Annotated in this window: 1 protein-coding gene; it reads right to left on the bottom strand. The window is 66.4% G+C overall.

What is annotated here, in order from left to right; all coding sequences use genetic code 11:
- Nucleotides 1-220, bottom strand: a 220-nt coding sequence (locus tag G6O68_RS33465; protein WP_315852148.1) for a transposase domain-containing protein, incomplete at its 3' end; no start/stop codon positions are given.
- Nucleotides 221-387: the final 167 nt, after the last annotated feature.

Below are 387 nucleotides of genomic sequence, written 5' to 3'. Positions count from 1 at the left end.
CGCCGAGGCGTTTGCGAGCCCGAGTGAAGGCGGAATCGTCGGGGTCGGGCTCGTCGCGGCCGGGGTGGAGGCGGCGCCATACCTTGGGGATCGAATCGGCGGCGAAGAGGGCCATGGCGATGACCAGCCAGATGACCGCATCGGCGGGCAGGCGTCGTCGTCGTTCCGAGGCTCGACCGGTCTGTGATAGGATGGCGGCGAGTCGGGCCTGGGTGATCAACTGCCCGAGGCCGCGGGTGAAGGGGAATAGGGCCGAGGGTGTTCAAGTCGAACGAATGCGGTGGCCGGGGCGCCGGGTCCATCAGGGTCTCCTTGTGATCTGGGGTCGGGTAAGCAACCTCAGAATAGCAAGGGGGCCCTGATCTTACGGCCAACTAACGGGCATTG

Origin of the sequence: Paludisphaera soli (assembly GCF_011064595.1) — a bacterium.
GTDB classification, from domain to species: domain Bacteria; phylum Planctomycetota; class Planctomycetia; order Isosphaerales; family Isosphaeraceae; genus Paludisphaera; species Paludisphaera soli.
This window is presented reverse-complemented; position numbering and strand designations above follow the sequence as displayed.